The following is a 21038-nucleotide window of genomic DNA, read 5'->3' on the forward strand; positions in this document are numbered from 1 at the left end:
ATGATCCCAATACCCAGCCGTCGCTGGGTATTGCTTTATCTGCCACCAGGAGGATGTGATGGACAGAGACGAACAGACCATCGATATGTTCGGTGAACAGCTGGACGCGGCCCTGCTGAGCGACACCATCAACATCATCGAAGATGAAAAAACGGCCCGCTGGCCAGAGACCATGCGCGAACTGTACACCCTGTTTTTCAGCACGGTGAAAAAGCATGGCGACTCGCCGGATCTGGCTATCATCCTGCTGGCGGAACTGTGCCGGGTCTATGGCGGGCTGCAATTCTACCTGCCACGGGGTAAGCTGCTGCAAAACACCATCCGCGATCTGCGGGTATGGTCCGAATTCAAGGGCGACAACACCTTTGAACTGGCGCAGAAATACAAGGTGACTCAGCGCGAGATCTGGCGCATCACCGCTCGCATGCGCAAGTTCGAGATGAAGCGCCGTCAACCTGACTTGTTTGGAGAAAACTGATGAAATCCCTTGTTCTTTCCGCCTTGCTGCTCAGCAGCTCGCTGGCTGCTGCTCCCCTCACGATCGCCGAACGTGACCAGGGCAACCGCGCCATCATCGAGCAGGCCTATGCCGAACTGGTGAAGGCCTGCCCCACGGTGCGCGATGGCTGGGGGGTAGATAAGGTAGAGGCCCGTTATGAACAGGGTGAGATGGAACCGGGCGATCATTTCACCGGCTGGCGTTTTGAACAATACGGCTGGACCGAAGACGTTGTCTTCAATGTGCATGACCAGCATACCGAAACACATCAGTTCTATGTCGCCACTGGAAATAACAAAGGCGTTATCGTGAATGCCAAGCAAGCATCGTTGGACTTTTGCGGAATAAAAGGCAATATGTCAGGGCATTATTTGGTGAAATAATAAACCAAATTGAATAAAGGGGCCTCTTAGTAGGCCTCTTTTTATTGGATGTTTTTTGTCAGCCCGGAATATTTTTGTGTAGTAGCACACTCGACATATTAACCGCGAGGTGGATATGTCGAACGTCATTCAATTCTCACAGCCATATAGCTTGGCATTTCAGCACGCGATCCAATTCGTGCTGGATAAAGAAGGTGGCCTGCGCCCGGATATGGGGTATGTCAACGACCCCAAAGACCGGGGCGGTGAAACCAAAGCCGGCATCAGCAAGCGAGCCTATCCCAACGAAGATATCAAGAACCTGACCCTCGATCGGGCCATCTTCCTCTACCACCGCGATTACTGGCGGCAAGCCTATTGTGCCGAACTGCCGGCCGGCATCTCCCTGGCCGTGTTCGATGGCGCAGTTCAGCACGGCTGGCTCAGTTCAGTGAAGATGCTGCAGGAAGTCATGGGCGTGAAGGATGACGGCATCATCGGTCCCAAGACCAAGGCGGCCATCGTTGCAATGGACCCAGAGTGGGTACTGGCCCGCCTGCTGCTGCGCCGAGCCAGATTCTATGGCCGGATCCTGCTCAAGAACCCGTCTCAAGGCCGCTTCTTCGAAGGTTGGCATAACCGCCTGGCGCATCTCTCCGATGCCTGCTGGCAGGTGGTTGAAGGTAGCGCCAACCCTGACTATCGCAAGGTGGCCTGATATGGGCCGCAACTGGCAGTGGAGTTTTGACCATGGCCGCAACAAGCGGCTGGAACTGGAACGGGCCATGGCAGAACAGGGCGTGGCCGAGTGCGACATCGATCGCACCGTCCCGCTGCATAGCCGTGATGGCACCATGCAAAGCCAGTTCGCCAAGGGCTGGTGCTCCGTGACCACCGCCGAGATCTATGCCGACCGGAATCGTCACCGTTTCAAAATACTCACGACCTGCAACGACAAGGTGGCGATGCACTGCGCCAATTTGCGGGCCCTCTTCAAAAAGGATGAATCCTCATGCCATTCCCGTTAATCCCCGCCCTGGCCGCGTTGGCGGTGCAGCAGGGGCCCGCCTTGATCCGTGGGGTCGCCGGCCTGTTTGGCGGCAGCGATACCGCCAACAAGGTAGCAGACATGGTCGAGCAGGTATCCGGCATAGGCCTGACCGCCGCCCAGCAGCAAGCCAGCATCGAAGAACAGCTCGGCCGCATCACCGATCCGGCAGTGCTGGTCGAGCTGCAAAAGCTCAAGGTCGAGCTGGAGAAAGAGCAGACCCGCCGCCAGGAGCTGCAGCTGGCCGACAGCCAGGCCGAGCAGGCCACCACCCAGCAGACCATCCGTGAAGGGGATGGTGCCAAGGATGAATACGTGCGCCACACCCGCCCACTGATGGCGCGCCAGAGCTGGCAGATGTCGGCCATTTACGTGGTGCTGTTCAGCGTGCTCAAGGCGTTTGGTTATGGCGATGGCCCTGATTTTGACATGGTGCTGTTGCTGCTGACCCCGGCCTGGGCCTATCTCGGCCTGCGCACCCTCGACGGCTTCGCCCCCCACCCCAAGGCCAGCGGCCAGAAGGTTGGCGCCGCCATCACCAGCACCGTCTCCAACCTGCTGACGAGGGCCAAATGACCGACCTGTTTGACCGTGCCCAACAACAAGAACAAGAGAGTCGCGACAGAGCCATCGCCAACCAGCTGGCCAGACGCGGTACCGAAACCCCAGACCAGGACGCCGCCGGCAACCGCTTCTGCCTGAGCTGTGGGGAGCAGATTGCCAGTGAGCGGCTGGAGGCAGCGCCAGACGCCGTGCGCTGCGTCCCATGCCAGAGCTGGAGCGAGAGCATGGGGAGGCATCGCCATGGAGTTTGACTGGATCCCGAAGTGGTGGGGCGTCATCACCACGGGGGTGGCGATACTGGCCACCATCGTCATGTTGTGGCTGAGCAAGACCTTTGCCCGCCGCGAAGAACTGAAAGAAGTGAGCACTGCCATGGACGAGCTGACCACCCGCGTTACCAGCCTCGAAAGTCGCGTCGACAACCTGCCGACCCAGGAGCAGTTCTATGAGCTGGGCATTCAGCTCGAAGGGTTGCGGGGGGACATCAAGGCCCTCACCGCCCAGCTCAAGCCCACCAATCACCAGATCAACCTGCTGCTCGAACAGCGTTTAAACGAGAAATAAACGGGGGTTATATGACGTCGATGAGAGAATTTGTGGTGTCGGATCAGCGCCTGCTGATCCTGCGCAGCTTGCGGGAAATGGCCGGCTACTCGGCCAACGAATCTATCCTGGATTCGTGCCTGGAAGAGTATGGCCACAGCTGCAGCCGCGATGTGGTGCGAAACCATATCCGCTGGTTGGAGGAACAGGGCCTGCTGACGGTGGATGAGGTGGGCAAGACCCTGGTGGCCAAGCTGACCGGCCGGGGGGACGACGTGGCCACTGGCCAGGCCGTGGTAGATGGCGTCAAGAAACCGCGTCCGGTGTGACTATGAGGGAGCTGCTGATGAAGATGAAAAGCGCCCTGGTGGGGCTGGTGCTTGGTGGCCTGAGCGCCATGTTGAGAAACACCAACGCCGACCCAGGCATCACGCCCATCGACACCATCATTCGGAAAGGGGAGCAAGCCAAGCACTCCCGCACCGCCTTCAACGGCGGGCTGCCGTCCGTCAAGCGGGCCCAACGTCTGGCCAAGGCTAAGCGGGCAACCCGCCGCGCTCGCCGGTTGGGCCACGCATGAAAGGCCGCCTGCTGGATATCGCCGCCATGATGGTGACCGGCTATCTGCTGGCCCTGCCCATCGTCGGCGATCCCGTCTCTGCGCTATGGGGCTGCACGGCCCCGCTTGTTGACAAGCTGCTGGGGTAACCATGAAAGCATGTGACTGTGAAAACTGCCGTTTGAAGCGTGGTACATGGGGAGCAAAAAAACATGGGCTAGCCCCATGTGAAAAGGCAGAGCCAAAAAAGCCGGGTAATCCGCCACCAAAGAAGCCTTGATGCTGGGGTAACCATGACCACCAAGACCAAGAATACCAAGAGCAAGATCCAGCAGCTGCCAGCCGATATCCGCAGCCAGCTGGCGGCGATGCTGCGCTCTGGCGACATGTCACAGAAAGCCATTCTGGCCGAGGTCAATCAGCTGATCCTGGAAGCCGGCCTGCCGCCGGAAGAGCAGATCAGCCGCACCGGCCTGAACCGTTATTCAAAGCAGGTAGAGGCCGCAGGCAGCCGTATCGCCAAGGCAAGAGAAATGGCCGAAGTGCTGACATCAAAACTGGGGGATGCCCCGACCAGTCAGATCGGCAACCTGATGGCCGAGAACATGAAAACCATGGCATGGGAAACCTCCATGGCATTGATGGAAGCCACGGAAGACGGCGAGATGATCGACATCAAGCAGTTCAACCAGCTGGCCCTTGCCTATCAGCGCATCTCTCAATCTTCCATTCTGAACCAGAGGCTGGAGAAGGAGATCCGCGCCGCGTTTGCCGCCGAGGCCGCTACCGCTGCCGAGAAGATTGTGACTCAAGCCGGGGTCTCTGCAGAGACGGCCGCCGACATCCGCAACAAGATCCTGGGGATAGCGTGATGAACCATCTGACACCGGCTGAAAATGCCCTTCGCAACCAGTCCGCGGCCGCCATCATTGGCGGCCAGTTCGATCCCAACGAAGTGCTGCTGACCTATCAGAAGCGCTGGATTGCCGATACCTCGCCGCTCAAGATCGCCGAGAAGAGCCGGCGAACCGGCCTCACCTGGGCAGAGGCGGCCGATGCCGCGCTCAATGGCTCCATGGCAGCCAGCGCCGGCGGCTGCGACACCTTCTATGTCGGCACCACCAAAGACATGGCCCGCGAGTTTATCGATGCCTGCGCCATGTGGGCCCGCGCCTACAACTGCGCCGCCAGCGAAGTGGGCGAAGAGGCGCTTGGGAACGAAGACAAAGACATCCTGGTCTATGTCATCAACTTCGCCAGCGGCTTCAAGATCAAGGCGCTGTCATCCAACCCCAGCAACCTGCGGGGGATGCAGGGCAACGTGGTGATCGACGAGGGTGCCTTCCACAAAGACCTGGCCGCCATCCTTAAGGCCGCGCTGGCGCTGACCATGTGGGGCAGCAAGGTGCGGATCATCTCGACCCACAACGGCATCGAGAACCTGTTCAACACCCTGATCATGGATAGCCGCGCCGGCAAGAAGCGGTTCAGCGTGCATCGCATCGATATCGAGACGGCCATCAATGAGGGGCTCTATCAGCGCATTTGCCAGGTCACCAAGAAGACGTGGACCCAAGAGCTGCAGGACGAGTGGCTGCGCAACCTGCTGCGCGACACCGCCACCGAAGAAGATGCCAGGGAAGAATACTACTGCGAGCCCAAGAGCGGCGGCGGTGCCTATCTGCCCCGTGGCCTGCGCGAACGGGCTTGCAGGGTAGATGGGCCGGTGCTGCGCTTTACCGGGTCGGCTACCTTCAACAGCTCCAGCGAATCGGAGCGCAACGCCGAGATGCAGGAGTGGCTGGAGGCCGAGGCCTTCCCCGAACTGATGAAGCTGGATCGCAGCCATCGCCACGCCCTGGGCGAAGACTTCGCCCGTTCCGGTGACCTGACGGTGTTTGCCCCGATCCAGGTGCTGCCGGATACACGCCGCCGCGTGCCGTTCACCGTCGAGCTCAAGAACACCCCGTTCAAACAGCAGGAGCAGGCCCTTTACTTCATCTGCGATCGCCTGCCGCGCCGCGATGGCATCTGGCTCGATGCCCGTGGCAATGGCCAATACCTGGCCGAACAGGCCGCCTATCGCTACGGCCAAGAGGTGGTGCAGGTGATGCTATCGGTCGGTTTCTACCGCGAGAACATGCCGCGCTTCAAGGCAGCGTTTGAAGATGACGAGCTGGAGCTACCGCGCCACGAAGACATCATCACCGACCTGGGACAGATCCAGATCTACCGGGGCACCCCCGGCATCGACGACAGCCGCACCCAGGGTAGTGATGGCAACAAGCGTCACGGCGACTCGGCGGTGGCCATCTTCCTGGCCTATCTGGCCAGCCGGGCAGAGAACCATATCTACGAACTGCACCGCATCGCCAAGGTGGGTGCCCCCAAGAAAGACCAGGACGGACAGCGGCAGATGGCCCTGACCCGTGGCCTGCGTAACGGAGGCGGATTACTGTGACCAAGATTGTTGATAGCCGGGGCAACCCCATCAAACCCGACAAGCCGGCGCTCGGTGAAGATATCGCGCTGGCCCACACCACCAGCGTGCGCAACCCGCGCCCCAACAGCGTGGCCAGCACCATCACCCCCCAGCGTCTGGCTGGCCTGCTGCGCTCGGTGGTCGATGGCAATAACCCCCAGGATTACATGACCCTGGCCGAAGAGATTGAAGAGCGGGATCTGCACTACGCATCCGTGCTGCGTACCCGCAAGCTGGCCGTGGCGGCCTTGCCACCCACGGTCGAAGCCGCCAGTGATGATGCCTTCGACAAGAAGCTTGCCGACGAAGTGCGCCTGCTGATGGAGAGCGACCAGATCCCAGAGCTGTTCTTCGACCTGCTCGATGGCCTTGGCAAGGGTATGGGGGTATGCCAGATCCTGTGGGATACCACCGTCAACCCCTGGGTACCAAAGGATTACAAGTGGGTTGATCCCCGCTATCTGCGGCCAGATGCCGAGACCCTGAGCAAGATCCTGCTCATCAGCGACGATGCCCCCCAGGGTAAACCGCTGGAACCCTACAAGTTCATCGTTCACCTGCCGCGCACCAAGTCTGGCAGCATCTGGCGCAACGGCCTGACCCGCCTTTGCGCCGTGATGTACATGCTGAAAAGCTTCACGGTGCGGGACTGGTGGGCATTCGCCGAAGTGTTCGGCATCCCCATCCGGGTTGGCAAGTACGGGGCCAACGCTACCCCCGAGCAGATCGCTACCCTCAAGATGGCCATCGCCACCATCGCCAGCGATGCCGGCGCGGTGATCCCCGAAAGCATGATGGTTGAGCTGGTCGAAACGGCAAAGGGGAATGGCGGCGATACCCTGTTCGAGAACATGGCCCGCTGGGCGGACGAGCAGACCAGCAAAGCGGTACTCGGTCAGACCATGACCACCGACGATGGCAGCAGCCGCGCCCAGGCCACGGTGCACAACGAGGTGCGGTTGGACATCGCCAAGTGGGACGCCCGCCAGCTCGAAGCCACCATCAACGAGTACCTGGTCAAGCCGTTCATCGCGCTGAACTGGGGCGTGCAGAAGGTATACCCGCGCGTCTGCATCCGGGTGCCTGAGCCGGAAGACCTCAAGATGATGGTCGATAGCCTGATGCCGCTGATTGACCGTGGCATGAAGGTGAGCGAGAGCGCCATGCAAGACAAGTTTGGCCTGGCTGCGCCCAAGCCGGATGAAGTCACCCTGCAACCGCTGAGCGCCATGCAGCTGCAAGCCGTGCAGCCGCTGGCTATGAACAGGCAGCAACAGCGCCTGGCCATCAACCGGATCCAGCAGCCGAGCGAACAGACCATCGACCAGCTTACCGAGGAGGCGATGAGCGACTGGGTCGAGGTGGGCGGCGAGGACTTCATGAACCCGATCATCGAACTGGCCGCCACGGCCGCCAGCTTCGACGAGTTCAATGCGGGCCTACTTGCCCTGCAGGAGTCACTGAGCGCCGAGCAGTTCACCAGGCAGCTGGCCGACTACACCTTCCGCTTGCGCGGCATGGGGGATGTGCAAGATGCCTGAGCCCAAGGCGTTCGCCTTTCCGCCTAAAGAGGCGCTGGACTGGTTCAAGAAAAAGGGGCTGCAGCCCGGCTTTGACTATCGCGACGTGTGGAAGGAAGAGCACGCCAACGCCTTCACCGTGGCCAAGATGCTCAACGCCGATCTGCTGGTCGAAGTGCGGGCCCTGGTCGAGCAGGCGCTGGCGCAGGGCCAGACCTATCAGCAGTTCGCCGCCGCCATCAAGCCGCTGCTGGTCAAATCCGGGTGGTGGGGAATCCAGCAGATGGACGACCCTGCCACCGGCGAAACCAAGCAGGTGCAGCTCGGCAGCGAGGGGCGTATCAAGACCATCTACCGCACCAACATGCGCACCGCCCGCGCCGCTGGCCAGTGGCAGCGCATCGAGCGCACCAAGCGGGCCATGCCATACCTGGTCTATCAGCTGGGGCCTGCCCGCGAGCACCGCGCCCTGCATGTGAGCTGGAACGGCATCACCCTGCCAGTGGACCATCCCTGGTGGCAAACCCACATGCCGCCAAACGGCTGGGGCTGTCACTGCTGGGTGCGCCAGATCAGCAAGTTCGAATACGCCAAGCTCGAAGGCACCCAGGGCTATCAGTTCGCCGCCCCGAACGATGGCAACCAGGAGTGGGTGAACAAGCGCACCGGGGAAGTGGAGGTGCTGCCCAGCGGTATCGAACCGGGGTGGAACTACAATCCAGGTAAAGCCCGACAGCAAGCCCTGAAAACCGACTTGGCGGCCAAAGAACAAACCATGCGTCAAACGCTATCAGCGCCTCTGTGAACGTTTTTAGCTGCCAGCGTATTAGTGAACGGGGTGGAATTGATTCTGGCGCCGTTTAAATGGTGTTTAAAGATGGTTGTAGTGGGTGTCGAACCTGCGATTTCGCTTCATCACCCAATGTGACACTTCTCCCCGTTCGCGATCCTGTGTACCCTGTTGATGTCCGGTCATCATCCTGACGTCTCTGCCAGCGCTTCCTCTCCCTGCTGGTGACTTGCCCTCCCTCTGCCATACCGCCCCATCCATTCACAGCGAAAACCGTCATTACACTCGCCGTGGCCAACTCCCGCATCATCGATTCGTCTACACAACTTGTTCATTCAACCCACTCAGCCACCTGGCGGGAGGTTGTTATGTGACGGAGCGATCATGCCCAAGACCTATCTTGCCCTCTGCTTTGACCTGTCTCGCCAGACTGTGCGTGACGAAAAGGTCTGGCTGCCATTGATCCCACCGGGGGTATTCGGCGGCAATGATGGCCGTACCTGGAACAACAGCAACCCGGATGCCGTGGTGGCCTCGTTCACCAAGAAGCGTCCGTTCGACGTTGAGCACGCCACCCACATCAAAGGCCCCAAGGGCGAGAAAGCCCCGGCCGTTGGCTGGATCCTCGCCCTGCAGAACATCGGCGGCGAAGTGTGGGGCATGGTGGACTGGAACAGCGAAGGGCGTGAGATGCTGGAGAAGAAGGAATACGCCTTCTACTCCCCGGCCTTCACCTTCGACGACGCCGGCACCGTGCTGAGCATCGCCAGCGTTGGCCTGACCAACGAGCCCAACCTCGATCAACTCCCTGCCCTGAACCGTGAGGAAACTCCAATGCCCTTGCCCGTTGAACTGACCCAGGCCCTGGGTCTGGGTGCTGATGCGGATACCGCGTCCGCGCTCACCGCCATCAATACCCTCAAGGCCGATCATCAGCTGGCCCTGAACCGTGCCAATGCCGGCCCTGACCTGACCAAGTTCGTCCCGAAAGAGACCTACGAGCTGGCCCTGAACCGCGCCACCACCGCCGAGGACAAGGTCAAGCAGACCGAAGAGGCCAAGCTGGGTGCCCTGGTCGATGATGCTATCGCCGCCGGCAAAATCGCCCCGGCCAACAAAGAGATGTTCCTGGGCATGTGCCGCGCTGAAGGTGGTGTGGAGAAGTTCCAGGCATTTGTGCAGACCGCCCCGGTGATCGCCGATGCCAATGCCCCCGCCAACAAACCGCAGCAGGGTGGTGCGCTGAGCGCTGACGAACTGGCTCTGTGCCGCAAGATGGGCCACACGCCCGAAGAGTTCCTGGCTGCCAAGCAAGCCATGAAAGCCAAACAAGGGGAGTAATCCATCATGGCCTTTACCGAAGCTCAAATTCTGGAGGCGCTGACCGTCTCCATGTCCGCCGCCTACACCCGTGGTCTGGGCACCATTTCCCCGCAGTGGTCCCGTGTCGCTACCAAGGTGCCAAGCGCTGGTAGCTCCAACTTCTACGGCTGGCTCAAAGATCTGCCGGCAATCAAGGAGTGGATTGGCAACCGTCAGCTGGTTGAGCTTGGTAGCCATGGCTATCAGATCCTCAACAAGACCTTTGAAGCATCCATCGTCATCAAGCGCGAAGACGTGGAAGACGACCAGATCGGCAAGTACGCCATGAACGCCGAAAATTTCGGGCGTGAAGCGGCTGTTTTCCCCGACCAGAACAGCTACGGCTTGCTGGCAGCGGGTTTCAGTACCCTCTGCTATGACGGTCAGAACTTCTTCGACACTGATCACCCGCTCGATACCACTCCGGCCACTACCTTCTCCAACGTAGTTGGCGATCCGGCTACCGATACCGGTCCAGCATGGTTCCTTATCGACGATATGCAGGTGGTCAAGCCCATCGTGTTCCAGGAACGCCGCCCGTTTGACTTCCAGACCATGAACGCAACCAGCGAATACACCTGGTTCAACAACAAGTTCGCGGCGGGTGTTGACGGTCGCCATGGCTATGGCTTTGGCCTGCCGCAGACTGCTATCGGCTCCAAGGCTGCGCTGAATGAAGCCAACTTCGAAGCGGCCAAAAACAAGCTGGCCAGCATGAAGAAGTCCAACGGCACCCCCATCGGTATCAAAGCCCGTGTCCTGGTCGTCGGCGTGAGTAACGAATCTGCTGCCCGCAAGCTGATCAAGCGCGAGTTCCTCGAAAATGGGGAAAGCAATATCTACTACAACAACGTCGACATCGTGGTTAGCGAATACCTGCCGTAAACGACATCCGACGTCTCCCACTCAGTCGGGGTGGAGCTGGCAACACCATAGCGTTGAAGCCCCGACTGTTTACCCAACCAGGAGAACCCCATGGCCACGACTACCAAGACGCTGAGCACGACCGCCTGGGTGCTGGTATCCAGTGCTGTCAGCGGCACCATGGAAAACCAGACCGGCCAGCTGGTGATTTTCCGCACTGGCAATACCCTACCGGCGCCCACTGAAATGGTTGGCCTGACGCTGGAGCGCGGAAAGCGTGAAAGCTGGAGCTTTGACCCGGCCCAGAATATCTATGCCCGTGCGCTGCAACAGCCTGGCGGCCCGCTGGTTGTGGTGGAGGGATAACCCATGTTTGGCGACAGCTTCCTCAAGGGCCCGAGCACACCGTTGCCGGCGCGCAAGAAAAGCGAAGTGCGTTGGTCTGGCTTGACCGGTGTTTCTATCCCCGGTGATACCAACCGCGATCTGGTTGCCTTGCTCAAGGCTTTGCCGGCGCCTGCAGCTGGCACGCTGGCCCCGTTTTTCAACGCGACCAGCGACAAGCTGAACGTCTACAACGACAACGCCAGTGTGGCTTTCAAGCTCAACCTGGAAGGCAGCTGGACCGGCGGCAGTACCAACCGTTCCATGCAGCTCGACTTTGCCGGTACCAATGGCAACCGCCTGGTGGCCAGTCGTGATGTCGCCGTCACCAGTGATGTCATCACCCTGGCAACCTTCTTCTCTATCGACAAGAACGGCTTTATCGCGCTGAGCGGCACCAAGCCGGTGATCCGCAGCAATGGTGGCACCTTCAACCTGACCGGCGTGCTGTTGATTGCCGAGCAGATCACCACTGAAACCGTGATATCGGCGGTGTAATCCGCCTGTATTGACCCTTTACAGGAGCATTGAAATGGCACCTCGCAAGAAAGCAGACGACAAAAGCCAGCCGCTGGGAGCGGCAGCAGTGGGCGCGGGTACCGAGCTGGTGCAAGCGCAAACCGAACAGAAAAAAGATGCTGTGTTGGTAGACCCGAACGCCGAGGCCGCCAGTCTGGCAGCAGAGCAGCAAGCCGCCGAAGAGGCGCGATTGGCAGCCGCGGCAGCAGCGACCACCCAGAACGCCGGTGACCAGGGTGGCACCAACGCCATCGGAGCCTCCAGCGAGCCGGGGGCGAACCTGAGCGATGCAATGGCCAGCGATCTGCCCGACTGGCTGCTCGGCCAGTTCGACGCCAAGGCCAAGTCGCCGGCCGGCTTCTGGCGCTGTGGCATCCACTTCCTGCACTCCAGCCCCACCCGCGTGTTTGTGGTGGCTGCCAAGGCCGATGTGCCGCACGACCACGATTGCGAGATCCCGTGCTGCTACCTGACCCCGGCCGAGGCACAACGTGTTCACCAGGAATCCTGGCTGACCGTGGTACCCGGCAGCGAAGTGACCAAGGACTAACCCATGGCCATCTACGCGACGAAGCAGGACCTGATCGACCGTGACGAAGGAATGCTCTACAACTTCGCCCTCGACCGGTCGACCGACACCCTCAACGACACCTGGATCGATGAGGCGCTGACGGCCGCTGATGACGAAATCAACGGCTACCTGTCCCGTCGCTTTGTGCTGCCGCTGCCGACCGTGCCGGATCTGCTCAAGCGCCAGGCCATCGTCATCGCCTTCTACTGGCTGGGTGATCGCGATCCCCAGGTCACCAACCTGCTGCAAGACCGCTACGACCGGGCCATCGCCAAGGTGAAAGAGATTGCGGCCGGCAAGGTGGATCTAGGCCTGCCCACCCCTGACATGCCGCCAGAGGGCGCGATCGGCAAGGTGGAGCTGGTGCAGGACAACGAGCGCCTGTTTACCCGCAACAGCCTGAAAGGGGTGCTGTGATGGCGATCTCGGTTGAGGTCTCGACCCGTGGTGAAGAGCTGGCGCGTTATCAGCGCCTACTCGATACCCTGGGCCGCAGCGACCACAAGGCCGAGCTGCTGGAAAGCATCGGCGCCGTGGTCGAGAGCCAGACCCGCCGCCGCATCAGCGACGAGAAGACCGCGCCGGACGGCACGCCCTGGGCGCCCTGGTCGGCCGATTACGCCAAGACCCGCCACGGCAACCAGAGCCTGCTGCAGGGCGATGGTGATCTGCTCGACAGCATCGAGTACCAGGTGCAACGCAACAGCGTGCGGGTGGGCTCGGCGCTGGCCTATGCCGGAGTGCATCAAGACGGGTTCAGCGGAGCCGTGCAGGTTCCGGCCCACATCCGCCGCATCACCCAGGCGTTTGGCAAAGCGCTAGCCTTCCCGGTGTATCAGTCGGTGGGGTCGTTCACCCGCCAGATGGAGATCCCCCAGCGCGAGTTTCTGGGTCTGTCCAGTGACAACCAGACCGAGCTGCTCGCCGTGATCGGCGACTTCTGGCAAGACGTGATGAAGGAGGCAGGCCTATGAGCCGCCCGGATTTTGGCACCATTGGCAGTACCGTCAGCGCCTGCGAAGCGGTGGTGCAGTACCTCAAGCCTTACCTGGAAGCGACCGGCGCCGGCGCCAATCGTCTGATTGACCGGGTCCAGACCGTGGAGCGCCACATCGGCCGCTTCAACGAGGCGGACGACATCAAGCGCTGGATGAGTGGCAAGGAGGGCGGCATCCGCATCTGCGCCCAGCGCGTAGTGGCCATGCAGAACCAGGGCAGCCGGTTGATCGGCACCGTCGAGTTCGCCGCCTTCGTCTTCTGCGCGGAGCAATTCGCCTACGCCAAAGACCAGCGGGCCGAAGTGATCACCTGTCGCTTGGCTAAGGCGCTGATGCTCAAGGGGGGCTGGGTCGGTACCGGCGCCAGCTCGGCACCAGAATCGGTGCGGGCTGACAACCTCTACACCACCGCCATCGACAAGCTGGGGCTGGCGATCTGGTCGGTCACCTGGCGCCAGGACTGGCCGCTGGATGAACCCATCGACGAAGCCACCCTGGACGACTTCCTGCGCTTCAACTTCAAGGCCGAGCTGGCCGATGGCGCCCCCGTTTGCGAGGCAACGATCAACCTGCCTGGCCCCACCCCATAGGAGCACCCGTGGAACTGCACCTGAAACCGAAAGAAGGGCTGACCATCCGCAAGCCGGATGGCAGCAAGTTGGCCGCAGAGGGTGAGCGGGTACCGCGCACCAGCTTCTGGCTCAAGCGGCTTGCCGATGGCGATGTGCTTACCGTAGAGGAAGCGCAGGCCGACAAAGAAGACGTGAAACCGGCCGCCAAGGCCACCAACAAGAAAGCGGAGAAGTGACCATGGCTCTCGGAACCATCCCCAATGACGTGCGCGTGCCGCTCGTCTATATCGAGATCGACAACAGCCAGGCCCTGAGCGGCAATATCGCCCAGGATCAGAACGTGATGCTGTTCGGCCAGATGACCGACGCTGGCGGCGATGCCGGTACCGCCACGCCGCTGCAGGTGGTCGAGGTGCCGGTCAGCGAGTCGGCCATTGATGCCCTGTTCGGCGTCGGCTCCATGATGGCGCTGGCCGCCAAGCGCTATCGCAAGGCCAACAGCTACACACGCACCTTCGCCCTGCCCATCGGCGATATCAGCGCCGGCGCGGCCGCTGCCGGGTCGTTCAAGTTCACCGGCCCCGCTACCCAAGCGGGCACCCTCTATCTGTTGATCGCCGGCCAGCTGCTGCAGGTGGGTGTGGCCGCTGCCGCCACCGCTGCCACCATCGCCACCAACGTGGCCACCGCCATCACCGCCGCCAAGAATCTGCCCGTGACCGCCGCCGTGGATGGCACCGATACCGCCAAGGTCAACATCACTGCGAAGTGGAAGGGCCTGACCGGTAACAGCATCGACCTGCGTTACAACTACAATGCCGGCGAGCAGCTGCCGCCAGGGGTGACCATCACCACCGTGGCCATGACCGGCGGATCCGGCGCGCCCGACATGGCCGCCGTCATCGGTGCGATGCCAGATGAGTGGTACAACCACATCATGATGCCGTTCAACGATACGGCCAGCCTCAACACCCTGCGTGACGAGCTGCTGACTCGTTGGGGCCCGCTCAAGATGAGCGAGGCCATCGCCTATACCGCATTCCGTGGTACCTACGGCGAGACCATCACGTTCGGCGAGGCCAGCAACGACTTCCTGATCTCTTGCATGGGCACCAGCAAGTCGCCGAGCCCGGTCTGGGAGTGGGCGGCCAGCTATTGCGGCATCGCGGCCTATCACCTAGCCATCGATCCGGCGCGGCCGCTGCAGACCCTGGTGCTGCCCGGCATCCTGGCCCCGGCCAAGGCCGACCGCTTCGCGTTCGACGAGCGCAACAACCTGCTCAAGTCCGGCATTGCCACCCACCAGATCCAGCCCGACGAGGTGGTGGCCATCGAGCGCGAGATCTCGATGTACCAGCTCAACAGCTATGGCGATCCTGACCCCAGCTACCTGGACATCACCACGCCGGCCACCCTGGGCAAGATGCGTTACGACATCAAGGTGATGGTCACCAACCGTTACCCGCGCCACAAGCTGGCCGATGACAACGAGCTGCCGCAGCTCGACCCGGCGCAGCCGGTAGTGACGCCGAAACTGATGAAGCAGGCCATTCTGGAAGTGGCGCTTGGCTGGGTGAGTGCAGGACTGATGGAAAACTTTGACCTGTTCAAAGAGACCCTGGATGTGACCCGCGACACTAGCGATCGCAACCGCCTCAACTGCGTCTGCCACCCGGACGTTGTCAACCAGCTGCGCGTCTTCGCAGCCCTGATCCAGTTCAAACTGTAAGGAGACCACCATGGGACAAATCCTGGGTGAAGTGACCATCCGTGCCAACGGCAAACAGCTCAAGACCAAGGCGGGTGCCGTGCTCAATCCTGGCGGTTACACCCGCACCCAACACAATGGCCCAGGCAAGTCGTGGGGAAAGAGCCGCAAGTATGTTGGCCCCAGCATTCAAATGGTCATTGCGGCCGATGATGATGTCGATGTGATGGAGATCAACGCCATCGAAGACGCGACCCTCACCTGGGAAGGTGATAACGGTGTCAGCTACATGATGACCAAATCGAGCACCAATGACCCAGCCACCCTGCGGGAAGATAGCGGCGATATCGATGCCACCTTCTTCGGCGACAAGGTAGTAAGGATCTGACCATGGCCTTGATCACCTTCCAACTCGAGCATGGGCTGAAGGCGATAGGGAGCGGCGACGAGCCGCTCCTTTATCGTGAAGTCGGCCTGCGCGAACTGACTGCCGCTGATCTGATTGATGCCCAGATTGATGCCGAAAAAGTCGTGGTGCAAAACGGCAAAGCGGTGGCGTATACCAGCGATGTGCTATATGGCCTGAACCTGCTTTGCCGTCAGGTTGAATATATCGGCGAATTACCTGGTCCGCTCACCATCAATATGATCAAGAAATTACATATCGATGATTTCGCGATGTTGCAAAGCAAAGCCCAGGAGTTGGATATGGCATTGACAGATGAATTAGCCAAGCGGGGGCGACAAAATTCAGCTGGCTGACCCGGTCATGGGGATCATGTTTGCCATGAGCAAATATATTCCCACAGCCGAGCTGAAATATTTGCCACTACGCCACTTGCTGCGCCGCTTTGACCAATTAAAGCAAGCCATCACACCAAGAAAATAAATAGGAATAGCCATGGGCAAGCAACTCGTCACCGATATTGTCATCAACCTCGCGGGGAACTTGGCCACTAAGTCACGGCAATATTCCCAAAGCATGAGCCAGTTTGCTGCCAACAATCAGCGCGCCATGGGCTTGTTGCGTATGTCCACCGATGCCGCAAGCCGTGGCATTGACTCATTGGGCAACCGTTATGTCGCCCTGGGGGCCGCGCTCGTCGGCGGCGCCACAGTGCGGGGGTATGCCGAACTTGATCGCCGGATCTCCCGCATCGCCATCGCAGCCGAGATCAGCCGAGACAAGGCCAAAGAGCTGAAGGACGAGATCAACGCGGTCAGTAACACCAAGGGCATCCGTATTGACCCGAACGAAGCAACCTCCGCCATTGAAGAGATCCTGACCAAGACCGGTGACCTGGAATATGCCATGGCCAACCTTCCCAACATCGCGGCGGTGATCCAGGCCACCGGTGCTGGCGGCCTGGAGGTGGGCGGCATCTTCACCGAGTTCAAGAAGCTGGCCATCACCAACAATGAAATGGCCATGCGCGCCATCGACACCCTCAACCTGCAGGGCAAGAGCGGGGCCTTTACCCTGGGCAACATGGCCAAAGAGGGCCCCAAGATCTTCGCCGCCTATGCTGCAACAGGCCGCCAGGGTGCCGCTGCTGTGACAGAGCTGGGCGCCGCCCTGCAGGTGATCCGTCAGGGCGTGGGATCTGACGCCGAGGCCGTGACGGCCTTCGAGTCCATCATCCGTGACCTGACCCGCCCTGATACCGTCAAGAAGCTCAAGCAGTTGGGCAATATCGATGTGTTCGACCCAGAGCAGCTCAAGCAGGGAAAAGAGGTCATGCGCTCCCTACCGGCGCTGATTGAAGAGATCGTCACCAAGTCTGGCGGTCTCTCCAGCAAGCTCTCCATGCTAAATCTGACCGATGAAGCCAAGCGGGCACTGAAACCGGTGATCGCCGAGTTCGTCCAGACCGGTGACGTCAAGGCGTTTGACGAGTTCCTGAAACTCTCTGGCGATGGGCAAACCACCCTGAACGATGCCGCCGTGGCAGCGGGCGACTTTGCCGCCAGCTTGCAACTGGTCAGCAACAGCTGGAGCCAGTTCGCCAACCAGCAGCTGGCCGTGCCCATTGCCGAGCTGGCCGATGCCATCAATAGCCTGGAACCGGATGCCGTGCAGAACTGGCTGGAGACAGGCAAGAACATCGCCCTGGTGGTCGGCGGCCTGGTGGCCGTCAAGAAGGGAATTGATGCGGTCAAATGGACCAAGGGGGTCTGGGATGCCGCCAAGCCGGGTAAGGGCGGCGCAGGCGGCTTGGGTGGTGCCATGGCTGACTTGGGCGCGACGCCTGTCTATGTGGTCAACATGCCAGGCGGTGGTATGGGCGGCATGGGATCTGGCGACATGCCTGGCACTGAACCCGGCAAGGGTGGGAAAGGCAGCAAGGTGAAATCAGTCTTTGCCAACGTGCTGGCCGGCTCTCTGCTATATCCCGCAGTGGATTATGCCGCCGAGCTGGCCATCGGTGATACCGCCTTTGCCAAGTGGGCAAAAAGTACCACCTTGGGCGATGTAGGCACATCGGCCTGGAACATGCTGAGTCGAGAGGGGGTTACCCCTAGCCCTCGACCAGGGAACATGGCTGCCTCCCTAGATATTCGCGTCAGTGATGATCGCGTTACCGTCCGTTCCCGCGACGTCGCCCCCGGCATGCAGGTGCGCGTGGATAACGGCCCATCACTGATGCCGTAAGGAGGCTTTGCATGAGCTTTGAAGACCGTTTGACCGCCTCTATCCGTGGGGTGGAGTTCTTGCTGAACACCGTTGATGGCAAGGGCGGCCGTCGCGCCATCCCCCGCGAATACCCCAAGCGTGAAAGTGGCTGGACAGAAGACAACGGCGCCGTGCTGACCAACGAGCAGATCACCGGCAAGCTGGTCGGCAAAGATTATCTGTCCCAGTTGCGCAGCTTGCTGGATGCCCTGAACCAACCCGGCCCCGGAGAGATGATCCACCCCTGGTGGGGCGTGCGCACTGTGCAGGTCGGCGAAGTCAGCCACCGCCTGGATAACGAAGAGGATGACGTTGCTTACGTCACCTTTACCGTGTGGGAGGCAGGCAAGCGCTTGTTTCCTGCCGCAGCCATCGATACCGCCGCCACCCTTGGCAATGCGGCTGATGCTGCCCAGGGGGCGACCGAGCAATCCTTCCTGGACAGCTTTTTGGCAGGCATCGATAACATGGGCCCCATGGTAGACACCTTCCTGGATGATCTGGATGAGTTGACCCGTGGCTTGCCATCACTGCCTGATCAGTTCCGCGAGTGGACCGATCGCCTGATGCGGACCAAGGATAGTGTGGGTTCCTTGCTGGCCTACCCTGGCGAGTTGGCCCGCGAGGTAACCGGCATCGTCGAAGACATCAAGGGAATCGTCACCGACCCCATCAGGGCGCTTTCTGTTTATGACCTGGTCAGCCGTCGCTGGGAAGGGATGCGGGCCGAGCTGGCCATCACTGGTGGCCTGCCAACGGGCATTTCGATTGATGCTATCGCCGGCACGGCATCATCCGTTCCTACCATCGATACCCCATCAGAACGTGACGCCGCTATGGCTAACGGCGAGGCCTTTACCGCTTTGATCGAACGCGCAGCGGCAACTGCGGCTGCCAGCGCCATCGCGAGCGCCAATTTTGGCAGCGAACGCGACTTCACGGCGGCCGCTGAGGGGACGGTCACCATCGGGCAATCTCTGACGGGAGACCAGGCGGGCAGCCAACTGAGCAGGCCGGTGGTGATGGATGGCGTAGTTGGTGCAGAGCGCAACCTGCTGTTGACTGCAGATGATCTGGAACAGCTGGCCAACTATTGGGCCAACCGCCTGGCCGAGCTGGCCATGGAGGCTGTTGAAGCTGAACAGAGCGATGTTTGGCGTGCCCTTCGCGATCTGCGTTTGGCGCTGTTGAATGATAGCCGCGAGCGAGGTGCCCAGTTGCCACGTCGCCGCCAGATCATCTTGTCGACTACTACCGCTTCTGCGTTGCTGGCCTGGCAGCAGTATGGCAATGCCGAGTACCGCGATCGGCTAGTGATGGGAAACAATCTGCGTGATCCGGCCTTCATTATGCCGAGCACCACCATTCAGGTGATCGACGAGGTGAGCAATGGCTGAACCCATTACCTTGCGCGTGGATGGCCAGCTCTATAGCGGATGGCAGAAAGTACGCATCACCCGCAGCCTGCGCGATATCGCCGGCGATTTTGAGCTGAGACTGACTCGTAAATGGGATGATGCCAAGGCCATGGTGATCCGTGAAGGCAGTGCTTGCACCGTGGCCATTGGGCCTGACCTGGTACTGACCGGTTACGTGGACGACTTCACCCCCAGTTACGATGCGAAAGAGGTTGAGTGGGTTGTCAGTGGGCGCAGCAAGACCAGCGACCTGGTGGACTGCTCCGCCATCTACAAGGCTGGATCATGGTCCAGCGTCAAACTTGACCGTGTGGCCCGTGACATCAGTGCCCCGTTTGGCATCGAGGTAGTGGTCGAATGCGATCTGGGTGACGTGTTTGCCAAAGTCACTATCGAGCAGGGCGAAACCTGTTTTGAGCTGCTTGACCGCTTGGCCAAACAGCGGGCTGTGCTGCTCACCACCAATGAACGGGGGCAACTGGTGTTGACTCAGGCCAGCGAGCTGGCGATGGGGGCCAGTCTCATCCTTAGCGGGAATATCCTGGCGGCTCGTGGCAATTTCAGCATGCGCGACCGGGCATCAGAATGGATCGTCAAAGGCAGCAGCTATGCCGGTGGTGCAACCTGGGACAATCTTGCCCCCGCCACCATCGGCGGTCAGAAGGCTGTCATTACTGACCCAGCCGTTCCGCGCTATCGCCCACGCATCATCATCGCCGAGGATGTCACCACCGTGGCCGGCGCCAGCAAGCGTGGCCAATGGCAAAAGCAGCGCAGCATAGGTGAAGGTACCCAGACCGAGATCACCGTTGCGGGTTGGCGCACCCAGGGCAGGGAAGGCGACCGGGGCCCACTCTGGCGCATCAACCGGATGTGCCCCATCAAAGATGAGATCCAGGGGCTGGATGAGAGCTGGCTGATTGTCACCGTGACCCTGATGGAAGACGACAAGAACGGCCGGGAAGCCATCATCAACCTGACCCCGCGCGAGGCCATGTTGATCCCGGCCGAAGTCGTGAAGAAACAGACTAAAGAGGTCACCACATGGTAACCCTTCGTGATGTACAGAAGCTGTTAGCCCCGCTGAATCGCCGCCTACGCCTGATGGCCGATCGCGCGCTCGTCACCCTGGTCAATGATGCTCTGCAGCGGCAGGGTCTGCAGCTCAAGGTATTGGCTGACGAGACCGCTGATGATGTCGAGCGCTTTCAGAACTATGGCCACAGCAGTGTGCCGCCGGTCGGGTCTGAGGCCATTGTGCTGGGTGTCGGTGGTGCCCGTGCTGGCTTGGTAGCTATCGCGGTCGAAGACAAGTCAGTACGGCCCAAAGACTTGGAGGAAGGAGACTCTTGCCTATACCATCTGAAGGGGCATCGTATTGTTCTTGGCAAGGATGAAACCGCCACGATAACAGCGAAAACCGTCATTACAGAAGCCAGCGAGAAAACCGTCACGATGAGCCCTGATAACGAGATTCAGGGCGTTCTGCACGTCACATTGAATATCAGTACTGATGCCGATGTGATTATCAATGGCAAGTCGTTCCTGGATCATAAGCATGATCTACCGGGTGGAGGGCAAACATCTCCCCCTGTGTGAGG

The 21038-nt window shown here is 60.5% G+C and carries 30 protein-coding genes; all 30 read left to right on the forward strand.

What is annotated here, in order from left to right; all coding sequences use genetic code 11:
• Positions 1-58: 58 nt before the first annotated feature.
• Positions 59-478 carry a Mor transcription activator family protein gene (locus E5E97_RS19860; RefSeq protein ID WP_005301765.1) on the forward strand — a complete coding sequence of 140 codons (420 nt, stop codon included), beginning with the start codon at positions 59-61 and terminating at the stop codon, positions 476-478.
• Positions 478-882 carry a hypothetical protein gene (locus tag E5E97_RS19865; protein WP_171280866.1) on the forward strand — a complete coding sequence of 135 codons (405 nt, stop codon included), beginning with the start codon at positions 478-480 and terminating at the stop codon, positions 880-882. Before E5E97_RS19860 ends, E5E97_RS19865 begins: the two co-directional genes overlap by 1 nt.
• A 178-nt stretch (positions 883-1060) precedes the next feature.
• A complete protein-coding gene (locus tag E5E97_RS19870) occupies positions 1061-1579 on the forward strand; it encodes a glycoside hydrolase family 108 protein (protein ID WP_231555552.1) in 519 nt (172 codons plus the stop codon).
• A 1-nt stretch (position 1580) separates the two neighbouring features.
• Complete coding sequence (locus E5E97_RS19875; protein ID WP_171280867.1) at positions 1581-1889, forward strand: hypothetical protein; 309 nt, start codon at positions 1581-1583, stop codon at positions 1887-1889.
• Complete coding sequence (locus tag E5E97_RS19880; protein WP_171280868.1) at positions 1874-2485, forward strand: hypothetical protein; 612 nt, start codon at positions 1874-1876, stop codon at positions 2483-2485. The genes E5E97_RS19875 and E5E97_RS19880 overlap by 16 nt, the downstream gene beginning before the upstream one ends.
• Positions 2482-2724 carry a TraR/DksA family transcriptional regulator gene (locus E5E97_RS19885; protein ID WP_042007613.1) on the forward strand — a complete coding sequence of 81 codons (243 nt, stop codon included), beginning with the start codon at positions 2482-2484 and terminating at the stop codon, positions 2722-2724. The genes E5E97_RS19880 and E5E97_RS19885 overlap by 4 nt, the downstream gene beginning before the upstream one ends.
• A complete protein-coding gene (locus tag E5E97_RS19890) occupies positions 2714-3037 on the forward strand; it encodes a DUF2730 family protein (RefSeq protein WP_005301745.1) in 324 nt (107 codons plus the stop codon). Before E5E97_RS19885 ends, E5E97_RS19890 begins: the two co-directional genes overlap by 11 nt.
• Positions 3038-3048: 11 nt before the next feature.
• Positions 3049-3345 carry a hypothetical protein gene (locus E5E97_RS19895; RefSeq protein WP_005301742.1) on the forward strand — a complete coding sequence of 99 codons (297 nt, stop codon included), beginning with the start codon at positions 3049-3051 and terminating at the stop codon, positions 3343-3345.
• 17 nt (positions 3346-3362) lie between these two features.
• Entirely contained in the window at positions 3363-3596 is a 234-nt protein-coding gene (locus tag E5E97_RS19900) for a hypothetical protein (RefSeq protein WP_171280869.1), read from the forward strand.
• Entirely contained in the window at positions 3593-3724 is a 132-nt protein-coding gene (locus E5E97_RS23720; protein WP_301270962.1) for a hypothetical protein, read from the forward strand. The genes E5E97_RS19900 and E5E97_RS23720 overlap by 4 nt, the downstream gene beginning before the upstream one ends.
• Before the next feature lie 144 nt (positions 3725-3868).
• Positions 3869-4447 (forward strand): DUF3486 family protein, encoded by a 579-nt coding sequence (locus E5E97_RS19905; protein ID WP_171280870.1) that lies wholly within the window; start codon positions 3869-3871, stop codon positions 4445-4447.
• The gene (locus E5E97_RS19910) at positions 4447-6036 is read left to right on the forward strand and encodes a terminase family protein (RefSeq protein ID WP_171280871.1); all 1590 of its coding nucleotides are present in this window, start codon (positions 4447-4449) and stop codon (positions 6034-6036) included. Before E5E97_RS19905 ends, E5E97_RS19910 begins: the two co-directional genes overlap by 1 nt.
• Positions 6033-7598, forward strand: coding sequence for a DUF935 domain-containing protein (locus E5E97_RS19915; RefSeq protein WP_171280872.1), 1566 nt, complete (start codon positions 6033-6035; stop codon positions 7596-7598). The genes E5E97_RS19910 and E5E97_RS19915 overlap by 4 nt, the downstream gene beginning before the upstream one ends.
• Positions 7591-8382 carry a phage minor head protein gene (locus tag E5E97_RS19920; protein ID WP_171280873.1) on the forward strand — a complete coding sequence of 264 codons (792 nt, stop codon included), beginning with the start codon at positions 7591-7593 and terminating at the stop codon, positions 8380-8382. The genes E5E97_RS19915 and E5E97_RS19920 overlap by 8 nt, the downstream gene beginning before the upstream one ends.
• A gap of 369 nt (positions 8383-8751) precedes the next feature.
• Positions 8752-9708, forward strand: coding sequence for a phage protease (locus tag E5E97_RS19925; RefSeq protein ID WP_171280874.1), 957 nt, complete (start codon positions 8752-8754; stop codon positions 9706-9708).
• A gap of 6 nt (positions 9709-9714) precedes the next feature.
• Entirely contained in the window at positions 9715-10614 is a 900-nt protein-coding gene (locus tag E5E97_RS19930) for a Mu-like prophage major head subunit gpT family protein (protein WP_171280875.1), read from the forward strand.
• A 90-nt stretch (positions 10615-10704) separates the two neighbouring features.
• Positions 10705-10959 carry a hypothetical protein gene (locus E5E97_RS19935; protein WP_171280876.1) on the forward strand — a complete coding sequence of 85 codons (255 nt, stop codon included), beginning with the start codon at positions 10705-10707 and terminating at the stop codon, positions 10957-10959.
• A gap of 3 nt (positions 10960-10962) precedes the next feature.
• Positions 10963-11475, forward strand: coding sequence for a tail needle knob protein (locus tag E5E97_RS19940; protein ID WP_171280877.1), 513 nt, complete (start codon positions 10963-10965; stop codon positions 11473-11475).
• Positions 11476-11509: 34 nt separating this feature from the next.
• Positions 11510-12046 (forward strand): hypothetical protein, encoded by a 537-nt coding sequence (locus tag E5E97_RS19945; RefSeq protein ID WP_171280878.1) that lies wholly within the window; start codon positions 11510-11512, stop codon positions 12044-12046.
• 3 nt (positions 12047-12049) lie between these two features.
• Positions 12050-12484: a gp436 family protein gene (locus tag E5E97_RS19950; protein WP_171280879.1), complete on the forward strand. Its 435-nt coding sequence runs from the start codon at positions 12050-12052 to the stop codon at positions 12482-12484.
• Entirely contained in the window at positions 12484-13041 is a 558-nt protein-coding gene (locus E5E97_RS19955) for a phage virion morphogenesis protein (protein ID WP_042007589.1), read from the forward strand. Before E5E97_RS19950 ends, E5E97_RS19955 begins: the two co-directional genes overlap by 1 nt.
• Positions 13038-13655, forward strand: a complete 618-nt coding sequence (locus tag E5E97_RS19960; RefSeq protein ID WP_171280880.1) for a hypothetical protein — start codon at positions 13038-13040, stop codon at positions 13653-13655. The genes E5E97_RS19955 and E5E97_RS19960 overlap by 4 nt, the downstream gene beginning before the upstream one ends.
• 8 nt (positions 13656-13663) lie before the next feature.
• Positions 13664-13873, forward strand: coding sequence for a DUF2635 domain-containing protein (locus E5E97_RS19965; protein ID WP_042007585.1), 210 nt, complete (start codon positions 13664-13666; stop codon positions 13871-13873).
• 2 nt (positions 13874-13875) lie between these two features.
• Complete coding sequence (locus E5E97_RS19970; protein WP_171280881.1) at positions 13876-15366, forward strand: phage tail sheath subtilisin-like domain-containing protein; 1491 nt, start codon at positions 13876-13878, stop codon at positions 15364-15366.
• Between the two features lie 10 nt (positions 15367-15376).
• Positions 15377-15733 (forward strand): phage tail tube protein, encoded by a 357-nt coding sequence (locus tag E5E97_RS19975; protein ID WP_171280882.1) that lies wholly within the window; start codon positions 15377-15379, stop codon positions 15731-15733.
• Between the two features lie 2 nt (positions 15734-15735).
• Positions 15736-16107 (forward strand): phage tail assembly protein, encoded by a 372-nt coding sequence (locus E5E97_RS19980; protein ID WP_171280883.1) that lies wholly within the window; start codon positions 15736-15738, stop codon positions 16105-16107.
• Between the two features lie 139 nt (positions 16108-16246).
• Positions 16247-17998, forward strand: coding sequence for a hypothetical protein (locus E5E97_RS19985; RefSeq protein WP_171280884.1), 1752 nt, complete (start codon positions 16247-16249; stop codon positions 17996-17998).
• A gap of 11 nt (positions 17999-18009) precedes the next feature.
• Positions 18010-19416, forward strand: coding sequence for a DNA circularization protein (locus E5E97_RS19990; RefSeq protein WP_171280885.1), 1407 nt, complete (start codon positions 18010-18012; stop codon positions 19414-19416).
• Complete coding sequence (locus tag E5E97_RS19995; RefSeq protein ID WP_171280886.1) at positions 19409-20488, forward strand: phage baseplate assembly protein; 1080 nt, start codon at positions 19409-19411, stop codon at positions 20486-20488. Before E5E97_RS19990 ends, E5E97_RS19995 begins: the two co-directional genes overlap by 8 nt.
• Positions 20482-21036 carry a phage baseplate assembly protein V gene (locus tag E5E97_RS20000; protein WP_171280887.1) on the forward strand — a complete coding sequence of 185 codons (555 nt, stop codon included), beginning with the start codon at positions 20482-20484 and terminating at the stop codon, positions 21034-21036. Before E5E97_RS19995 ends, E5E97_RS20000 begins: the two co-directional genes overlap by 7 nt.
• The last annotated feature ends 2 nt before the right edge of the window (positions 21037-21038 follow it).

This window comes from Aeromonas sp. 2692-1 (assembly GCF_013085505.1).
Lineage (GTDB): Bacteria > Pseudomonadota > Gammaproteobacteria > Enterobacterales > Aeromonadaceae > Aeromonas > Aeromonas hydrophila.